We start from the raw sequence: 8,463 nt of genomic DNA on the forward strand, positions 1-8,463 counted from the left end.
ATTCAGGCACCTAGGTTGAGGGACTCACGTGGCAGAGGCGGAGCGCATGATCGGTACGCCGGATACCCCAGACGCGGCAGGGGCCGGGCCGGAACAGTCCGACGACCGGACCCCGCCCGGCGAGCGGCCCCGTCTGGACTCCGTCGCAGCGTCCGAGAAGGCCCCGGCCGAGACCCCGAGCGTGGCCGAGCCGGCGTCCGGCGCCGCGGAGCGCTCCCGGGGCAGGCGCCGGATCGCGGTCCTGTTCGCGGTCGCCGCCTTTGCCTACGCCCTCGACCTGATCAGCAAGATCATCGTGGTGGCCAAGCTGGAGCACCACGCGCCGGCCAAGATCTTCGGTGACTGGTTGCAGCTCGAGGTCATCCGCAACTCGGGGGCCGCCTTCAGCTTCGGCGAGGCCTACACGGTGATCTTCACGGTGATCGCGGCCGCCGTGATCGTCGTGATCATGCGGCTCGCGCGCAAGCTCTACAGCCTGCCCTGGGCGATCGCGCTCGGCCTGCTGCTCGGTGGCGCGCTGGGCAATCTCACCGACCGGATCTTCCGCGCGCCGGGCGTCTTCCAGGGCGCGGTCGTCGACTTCATCTCCCCCAAACACTTCGCCGTCTTCAACCTCGGCGACTCCGCGATCGTCTGCGGCGGCATCCTGATCGTGCTGCTCTCCTTCCTCGGCCTGGACCCGGACGGAACCGTCCACAAGGACTGAGCACTCCCGGTTGTCCACAGGCTCCCGTCCGGGCAGTCGGCGCCGTCCGGCATACTCGACGGGTGAGCACGTTTCCCGAGATCCGTACCCTGCCCGTGCCCGACGGCCTGGAGGGCGAGCGTGTCGACGCCGCCATCTCCCGCATGTTCGGCTTCTCCCGTACAAAGGCGGCCGAGCTGGCCGCTGCGGGCAAGGTGCTGGTCGACGGCACAGTGGTCGGCAAGTCGGAGCGGGTGCGCGGCGGCGCCTGGCTCGAAGTGGAGATGCCGCAGGCGCCCGCGCCGGTGCAGGTGGTCGCCGAGCCCGTCGAGGGCATGGAGATCGTGCACGACGACGACGACGTGGTCGTGATCGTCAAGCCGATCGGTGTCGCCGCGCACCCCTCGCCCGGCTGGTCGGGTCCGACCGTGATCGGCGGTCTCGCCGCCGCCGGGTACCGCATCTCGACCTCCGGTGCCGCCGAGCGCCAGGGCATCGTGCACCGCCTCGACGTGGGAACGTCAGGCCTGATGGTCGTGGCCAAGTCGGAGTACGCGTACACCTCGCTCAAGCGCCAGTTCAAGGAGCGCACGGTCGACAAGCGCTACCACACGCTCGTCCAGGGCCACCCCGACCCGACCAGCGGCACCATCGACGCGCCCATCGGGCGGCACCCGAACCACGACTACAAGTGGGCGGTCACGGCCGAGGGCAAGCCGTCCGTCACGCACTACGACCTGATCGAGGCGTTCCGCGCGGCCTCCCTGCTCGACGTCAAGCTGGAGACCGGCCGCACCCACCAGATTCGCGTCCACATGGCCGCCCACCGGCACCCGTGCGTCGGCGACCTGACGTACGGTGCCGACCCGACGCTCGCCAAGCGGCTCGGCCTGACCCGTCAGTGGCTGCACGCCGTACGGCTCGGCTTCGAGCACCCCGGGGACGGGCAGTGGGTGGAGTTCGAGAGCGCCTATCCCGCCGACCTGCAGAAGGCGCTGGACAAGGTGCGCGAGGAGAGCTGGGCATGAGCGTCGCGTACGCGGTGCAGGGTGAGCGGGGCCTGCCCGAGGATGCCGGGTACGACGCGTAGCGTGCGGCGTCCGCGGTAGCCGGGGCGCCGTTGGGCCGGTGGGACGGGGTGACGTGGCAGGCTTGGGGTCTGCCGTGTGAACGTCGAATCTCGCGGAGCGCTGACCGTGGCTCAGTTGGCCCTGTTGCTTCTGGTGCTGCTCGGGGCCGTGGTGAGCGTCCCGGTCGGGGACCGGTTCGGATTGCCGGCACCGGTGCTGATGACCCTGCTCGGGATGGTGCTCGCCCTGCTCGAGTTCGTCCCCAATGTGAACATCCCGCCCGAGCTCATCCTGCCCGCGCTGCTGCCACCGCTGCTGTACGCCGCGGTGCGCCGGACCTCGTGGCGGCAGTTCGCGGCCCACCGACGTCCGATCTTCCTGCTGGCCGTGGCCCTGGTGTTCGTCACCACCCTGTGCGTGGCCGCCGTCGCCCACGCGGTCGTGCCGGGCCTGCCGGTCGCGGCGGCGGTCGCGCTCGGCGCGCTGGTCGCGCCGCCTGACCCGGTCGCGGCGACCGCCGTCGCGGGACAGCTGGGGCTGCCCCGCCGACTGGTGTCGATCCTGGCGGGCGAGGGCCTGTTCAACGACGTGACGGCGATCGTGCTGTACCACGTCGCGATCGCCGCCGTCGTCAGCGGGACGTTCTCGCTGCCGCACGCCCTGCTCGAACTGGCGCTCTCCGCGGTTGTCGCCCTCGTCATCGGGCTGGCGCTCGGCTGGGCCGCCAACAGGCTGCTGGACCTGCTCGGCGACGCCACCCTGCAGATCAGCCTGACGCTGCTGGTGCCGTACGCGTCGTACGTCCTGGCCGAGGCACTGCACGGTTCCGGCGTCCTCGCCGTACTCGTCACCGCGCTGTACCTGGCGGAGTACGCCGCCGACCCGGACGACGTGATGATGCGGCTCGCCGGGCACACCTTCTGGGACGTGGTGGACACACTGGTCACCGGCGTTGCGTTCGGGCTGATCGGGCTGGAGCTGCACAATGCGATCCGCACAGCGGCCGGGCGATGGGGCGAGATGCTCTCCTGGGCCGCCGCGGTGGTGGCCGTCGTGGTGCTCGTACGGCTGGTGTGGCTGCTGCCGGCGACCTGGCTGACCAAACGGCTGCATGCCCGTCGGGACTACGACGAGGACATCCCGATGACGTGGCGCGAGACGGTCGTGATGTGGTGGTCGGGGATGCGGGGCGTGGCGTCGGTGGCGCTGGTCCTGGCCATCCCCCTGACGATGGACAACGGGGCGCCCTTCCCGGACCGCGACGAGATCGTCTTCATCGCGTTCGGGGTGATCATGTCGACGCTCGTGCTCCAGGGACTCACGCTGCCGTGGCTGGTGAAGATGCTGGGCGTCCGGGGCGACTCCGAGAGCGAGAAGGCGTTCGAACGGACGCTGGCGATCCGCGCGGCCAAGGCGGCGAAGCGGAGGCTGAAGGAGATCGAGGAGGTCGAGGAGCTGCCGGAGGAACTGACCGAACAGCTGGTGCGGCGGGCCTTCGACATCGGTGCGCGGATCAGTCCCGATCTGGGGGACGAGGAACGGCGCGAGGCGTACGAGCAGCGTGCCAGGCGCGTGAAGCGGCTGCGCAGGATCCAGCAGGAGATGCTGAGCGCGGCACGGCACGAGGTGCTGGCGGCGCGCAGCGAACCGGGAGCCGACCCGGAGGTCGTCGACCGGGTGCTGCGCCACCTGGATGTGCGCAGCCTGCGCTGACGCCGCATCCAGGACCGCCCGACTCGCCCCTCCCGTTGGGCGAGTCGGCGAAAGCAGTCGTCCGGCCGGTACTCCTCAGTACGATCGGATCGTGACTTCGCCCCCACCTGACGGAGGGGGCTTCCCCCACTGGCTGAAGCCGGTGGTCCCCTCGCTAGGAGTCTGATGGCGCGCAACGTGGTGATCAGCGGTGGCGGTACGGGTATCGGGCTCGCGGCGGCGCGGGCCTTCGCCGCGGACGGGGACCAGGTGCTGCTTCTGGGGCGGCGGGCGGAGGTGCTGGAGAAGGCCTCGGTGCCCGGGGCACTCACCTACGCGGCCGACCTGAGCGACCCGCACGCCGTTCGCGGGGTGGCCCGGTTCGTGGCCGATGAGCTCGGCACCGTGGACGTCCTCGTCAACAACGCGGGCGGCAGTGGGCGGCTGGAGCCCGAGGCCGACACCGAGGACCCCCTCGAAGTCGTCGCGCACAACTGGACCGTCAACTTCCGGCTGAACGTGCTCACCTCGGTCCTGCTCACGGAAGCGCTGCGGGACCGGCTCGCCTCGCCCGGCGGGCGCGTGCTGTTCCTCAGCTCCATCGCCGCCTACCGCGGCTCCGGCAGCGGGGCGTACGCCGCAGCCAAGGCCGCGCTGCACCCATACGCCTTCGATCTGGCCCGGGAGCTGGGGCCGCGCGGCATCACGGTGAACGTGGTCGCGCCCGGCTACGTCGAGGACACCGAGTTCTTCGGCGGCCCGATGGACCCGGCGCGGCGCGACCAGCGCATCGCGGAGACATCCACCGGTCGCGCCGGTACACCCGGAGACATCGCCCAGACCCTGCACTGGCTGGCGTCCCCCGGCGCCGGACACATCACCGCGCAGGTGATCCAGGTCAACGGCGGGGCGGAGCGCGGACACTGAGCCGTACCGGGCCGGCCAAGGGCAGAGCGGACACGCGGCCCCCTGCCCACCCGGGAGCACGGTGAGTACAGCGCTCGCGGACCCGGCTGGCACCATGGCCTCATGAACATCATGCTCTTCCACTCGACGTACGGACTGCGGCCCGCGGTCCGGGCCGCCGCCGACCGGCTCCGTGCCGCCGGGCACGAGGTGTGGACCCCCGACCTGTTCGAGGGCCGCACCTTCGAGACGGTCGAGGAGGGCATGGCCTTCAAGGACGAGGTCGGGAAGGACGAGCTGCTCAAGCGGGCCGTCCTGGCGGCCGCGCCGTACTCGGAGAGAGGGCTGGTGTACGCGGGGTTCTCGTTCGGCGCCGCCACCGCGCAGACCCTGGCACTCGGTGACAGCAACGCGCGCGGAATCCTGCTGCTCCACGGCACCTCGGACATCGCGGCGAACGCGTCGGTCGACGACCTGCCGGTGCAACTGCATGTCGCCGAGCCGGACCCCTTCGAGACGGACGACTGGCTCAGCGCCTGGTACCTGCAGATGGGCAAGGCGGGCGCGGACGTGGAGATCTACCGGTACGCGGGCGCCGGCCACCTCTACACGGACCCGGATCTGCCGGACTATGACGAGGAGGCGGCCGAGGCCACCTGGCGGGTGGCGCTCGGCTTCCTCGAGAGCCTCTGACAAGAGCGGGCGAAAGCCTCGGAGAAGAGCGGGCGAACGAGGGGTTCGCCCGCTCTTCGTCTGCGGGACTGTTCAGTCCCGCAGGGGGCCGGTCAGGCCTTGAGCGCCTTGTCGATGGCCGTGTTGAACTCGGCCACGGTCATCGGCGCGTTCTGGCCGTCCGAGCCCGTCAGCTTCTTGCCGTCCATCTTCAGGGTCGGGGTGCCCTGCACCCCGCTCTTGTTGAACTTCTTGGACATGTCCAGCGCCCACTTGTCGTAGGTGCCGTCCTTCACGGCCTTCTGGAACGCGGCGTTGTCCTTGAGGGCGGGCACCGTGTTCGCGATCTTGATCAGGTAGCTGTCGTCCTTGAACTTGTCGTCGTCCTCTGCGGGGTGCCACTTCTTCGAGTACAGCGCGGCCTTGTAGTCCAGGAAGGCCTCGGGGCTCACGTCCAGCGCGGCACCCAGGGAACTCAGCGCGTTCTTGGAGCCCTCGCCCGGGATGAGGTTGTCGAGGAACGAGGCGCCTATGAACTGGATCTTGTACTTGCCGGCGTCGAGATCCTTCTTCATGGTCGGACCGACGGCCTGCTCGAGGTGGCCGCAGATGGGGCAGCGCGGGTCCTCGTAGATCTCCAGCGTCTTCTTGGCGTCGGCCTTGCCGAAGACGACGGTGGTGCCGTCCGCGCCGCTGGTGTTGGCCGGCTTGACGAGTTTGTTGTTCTTGGCGCTCTCCCAGTAGCCGGGCTTGTTGTTCTGCACGACGGCGTAGCCGATGCCGCCGGCGGCGGCCAGGACGGCGACAACCGAGCCGGCGACGATGAGCTGTCGCTTGGTCTTGTCGCGCTTGGCCTGCCGCTCGCGCTCCAGGCGCAGCCGCTCACGGGCCGCCGTCTTCGCCGCCTGGGTGTTCCGCTTGCTCATGGGTGATCTCCATGGGGACGCGCGCACACGCGGTGCGCGGGGATATGTGGGTATGCGGGTTGTGTAGGGGGATGTCCGGTGCTCGGATGCCTCAGACCGAGGCGACCGAGAGCGGCGGACCCCGCAGGCCCAGGGAGTGCGCGAACAGACGGGTACGGGCGACGATGGCGCGGTGTGCGGGGCGCGGCGCCCGGCGGACCGGGGTGAGCCGCCGTACCGTCACCGCGGCGACCGCGATCAGTAGCGGCCGGAACGTGGTCGCGGCCACCGCGCGCAGCAGCTGGGCCAGCGCCCGCTCGCCCCGGCGCAGCCAGACGGCCGCGAGAAGTCCGACGCCCACGTGGGCGGCGAGCAGCAGCCACGCGGTCGCCGGGTCGGCGTGCGCGAGGAGCGCCGTGACGCGGTCGGTGCTGGGGCCGGTGACCGAGGTGAGCGGGGTGCCCATGCCTCTGCCGCTGCACAGGACGTCCAAACCGACCGAGCGCAGCGGGCCGGTGACCGGGCCGCCCGCGCTGCCGTAGCAGGCGTGCTGGCCCGTGGTGAACACCGTGTCCGCGGCCAGCTCCAGCGGGACCAGCAGGGCGGCGATCTTCCCGAAGCCGCGCTCACGGCCCGCCAGCGCATACGCGACGACGAAGACGGCGGCAGCGACCACGGCCACCGTCCCCATCGGCAACGGGACCTCGGACAGCAGCACGTGCGACGCGGTGCTGAGCGTCACGACCACGGCCGTGAACAGCGCCGCGCGTACGGCTCTGAGCTGGATCCCGGATATGTCCATAGCGGTGAGAGTGTCCCACGCGCTCCCGTAAGGACCCCCTAAAGGGTTGCCATGCGTTACGGGAGCGTTGTGCGGGAGTGATCGAAAGGGGTCACAGGCCGGCGATCCGGCCGTTACGGAACAGGTCGACGAAGATCTGGTGGTCGGCACGCGCGCGTGCCCCGTACTCGTGCGCGAAGTCCACCAGCAGATCCGCGAAACCGGCCTCGTCGGCGGCGATCGCCGCGTCGATGGCCCGCTCCGTGGAGAAGGGCACCAGGGACTCGCCGGACCGGTCGTCGGCCGCCGCGTGCACGGTGGCGGTGGCCTGGCCCAGATCGGCGACCACCGAGGCGATCTCCTCCAGGTCGTCGATGTCGCCCCAGTCGAGGCGCACCGTGTACGGCGACACCTCGGCGACCAGTCGGCCCACGCCGTCCAGCTCGGTCCAGCCCAGCCATGGGTCGGCGTGCGCCTGCAGGGCGCGCTGGGAGATCGCCGTGCGGTGGCCCTGGTGCTGGAAGTAATCGCGGATCGCCGGATCCGTGATGTGACGGGAGACGGCCGGGGCCCGGGCCTGCCTGATGGAGATCACCACGTCGTTCTCCAGAGCGTCGCTGCCGCCCTCCAGGAGGATGTCGTACGACGGCAGCCCCGGCGAGCCGACGCCAAAGCCGCGGCGGCCGACGACGTCCTTCACGCGGTAGGACTCCGGGCGCGTCAGCGACGACTCCGGCAGCGTCTCCAGATAGCCGTCGAAGGCCGCCAGCACCTTGTAACGCGTGGCCGCGTCCAGCTCGACGGAGCCGCCGTCCGGAGCGAAGCGGCGCTCGAAGTCGCGGATCTCCGTCATCGAGTCCAGCAACCCGAAGCGGGTCAGCGAGCGCGCGTCGCGCAGCGTGTCCAGCAAGGGCCCCTGGGCGGTGTCCAGGGTGAAGGGCGGCACCTCGTCGCTCTTGGCGCCGGTCGCCAGGGCGTGGATGCGCTCGCGGTAGGCCGCAGCGTAGACCCGGACCAGGCCGGTGATCTGCTCGTCGCCGAGCGCCTTCGTATACCCGAGCAGCGCCAGCGAGGCGGCGAACCGCTTCAGGTCCCAGGTGAAGGGGCCGACATAGGCCTCGTCGAAGTCGTTCACGTTGAAGATCAGGCGGCCCGTGGCATCCATGTACGTACCGAAGTTCTCGGCGTGCAGGTCGCCGTGGACCCACACGCGCGAGGTGCGGTCGTCCAGATACGGGCCGCCGCGCTTCTCGGCGTCGAGGTCGTGGTAGAAGAGGCATGCCGTGCCTCGGTAGAACGCGACGGCGGAGGCCGCCATCTTGCGGAACGTCACGCGGAACGCGGCCGGGTCGGCGGCGAGATGCTCGCCGAAGGCGGTGTCGAAGACGGTGAGGATCTCCTCACCGCGTTGCTCGGCGCTGCGCTGCGGAACCGACATCGCTGGGTGCCTCCAGGTGCAGGTGGTGCGTGACGACGGGAACGGATCTTCCCGATCTTCCAACGGACGACGGTACGCGCGAGTGCCCCGGACCTTCGGACGAAGACACGGGTGACGGGGCACGTGTCCGTCGCACGAAGGTACGGGTGCCCGGCCCGTGTCCCCCGGACGAAGGTAAGCGGGCTCACCCTCCCGTGTCGGTGCCGAGGCATAGACTTCGACGCTGTCCCCCGGACTGTCCGCAGCAGGTGGGACCCCGCCGACGAACGCCCGCCCGTCGCCCGACCACCCCTCAACGAGGCGCTTCGCGCCAC

General features: G+C 70.6%; 8 protein-coding genes. 5 read left to right on the plus strand and 3 right to left on the minus strand.

Going from position 1 to position 8,463, the window contains the following annotated elements; all coding sequences use genetic code 11:
- Window positions 1-28: 28 nt before the first annotated feature.
- The 5 genes from lspA to BIV24_RS07580 all read left to right on the plus strand — a co-directional run bounded on the left by lspA (window position 29) and on the right by BIV24_RS07580 (window position 5,046).
- Window positions 29-706, plus strand: a complete 678-nt coding sequence (gene lspA, locus BIV24_RS07560) for a signal peptidase II (RefSeq protein ID WP_071365390.1) — start codon at window positions 29-31, stop codon at window positions 704-706.
- A 62-nt stretch (window positions 707-768) separates the two neighbouring features.
- Entirely contained in the window at window positions 769-1,713 is a 945-nt protein-coding gene (locus tag BIV24_RS07565; protein WP_071365391.1) for an RluA family pseudouridine synthase, read from the plus strand.
- Window positions 1,714-1,881: 168 nt separating this feature from the next.
- Window positions 1,882-3,468, plus strand: a complete 1,587-nt coding sequence (locus tag BIV24_RS07570) for a Na+/H+ antiporter (protein ID WP_071365392.1) — start codon at window positions 1,882-1,884, stop codon at window positions 3,466-3,468.
- A 165-nt stretch (window positions 3,469-3,633) separates the two neighbouring features.
- A complete protein-coding gene (locus tag BIV24_RS07575; RefSeq protein ID WP_071365393.1) occupies window positions 3,634-4,374 on the plus strand; it encodes an SDR family NAD(P)-dependent oxidoreductase in 741 nt (246 codons plus the stop codon).
- Window positions 4,375-4,476: 102 nt separating this feature from the next.
- Window positions 4,477-5,046: a dienelactone hydrolase family protein gene (locus BIV24_RS07580; protein WP_071365394.1), complete on the plus strand. Its 570-nt coding sequence runs from the start codon at window positions 4,477-4,479 to the stop codon at window positions 5,044-5,046.
- Window positions 5,047-5,138: 92 nt separating this feature from the next.
- Here the strand turns inward: BIV24_RS07580 and BIV24_RS07585 are convergent, their stop codons facing one another.
- The 3 genes from BIV24_RS07585 to BIV24_RS07595 all read right to left on the minus strand — a co-directional run bounded on the left by BIV24_RS07585 (window position 5,139) and on the right by BIV24_RS07595 (window position 8,149).
- A complete protein-coding gene (locus BIV24_RS07585) occupies window positions 5,139-5,951 on the minus strand; it encodes a DsbA family protein (protein WP_071365395.1) in 813 nt (270 codons plus the stop codon).
- A 91-nt stretch (window positions 5,952-6,042) separates the two neighbouring features.
- Window positions 6,043-6,732 (minus strand): hypothetical protein, encoded by a 690-nt coding sequence (locus tag BIV24_RS07590; RefSeq protein WP_071365396.1) that lies wholly within the window; start codon window positions 6,730-6,732, stop codon window positions 6,043-6,045.
- 91 nt (window positions 6,733-6,823) lie between these two features.
- Window positions 6,824-8,149 (minus strand): DUF2252 domain-containing protein, encoded by a 1,326-nt coding sequence (locus tag BIV24_RS07595; RefSeq protein WP_071365397.1) that lies wholly within the window; start codon window positions 8,147-8,149, stop codon window positions 6,824-6,826.
- Window positions 8,150-8,463 lie beyond the last annotated feature (314 nt).

This window comes from Streptomyces colonosanans (genome assembly GCF_001866645.1).
GTDB classification, from domain to species: Bacteria; Actinomycetota; Actinomycetes; order Streptomycetales; family Streptomycetaceae; genus Streptomyces; species Streptomyces colonosanans.

Bases quoted from the DNA above. Each gene is read 5' to 3' on its own strand.
- BIV24_RS07575 (WP_071365393.1), top strand. From the start codon at position 3,634: ATGGCGCGCAACGTGGTGATCAGCGGTGGCGGTACGGGTATCGGGCTC.
- BIV24_RS07580 (WP_071365394.1), top strand. From the start codon at position 4,477: ATGAACATCATGCTCTTCCACTCGACGTACGGACTGCGGCCCGCGGTC.
- BIV24_RS07585 (WP_071365395.1), bottom strand. From the start codon at position 5,951: ATGAGCAAGCGGAACACCCAGGCGGCGAAGACGGCGGCCCGTGAGCGG.
- BIV24_RS07590 (WP_071365396.1), bottom strand. From the start codon at position 6,732: ATGGACATATCCGGGATCCAGCTCAGAGCCGTACGCGCGGCGCTGTTC.
- BIV24_RS07595 (WP_071365397.1), bottom strand. From the start codon at position 8,149: ATGTCGGTTCCGCAGCGCAGCGCCGAGCAACGCGGTGAGGAGATCCTC.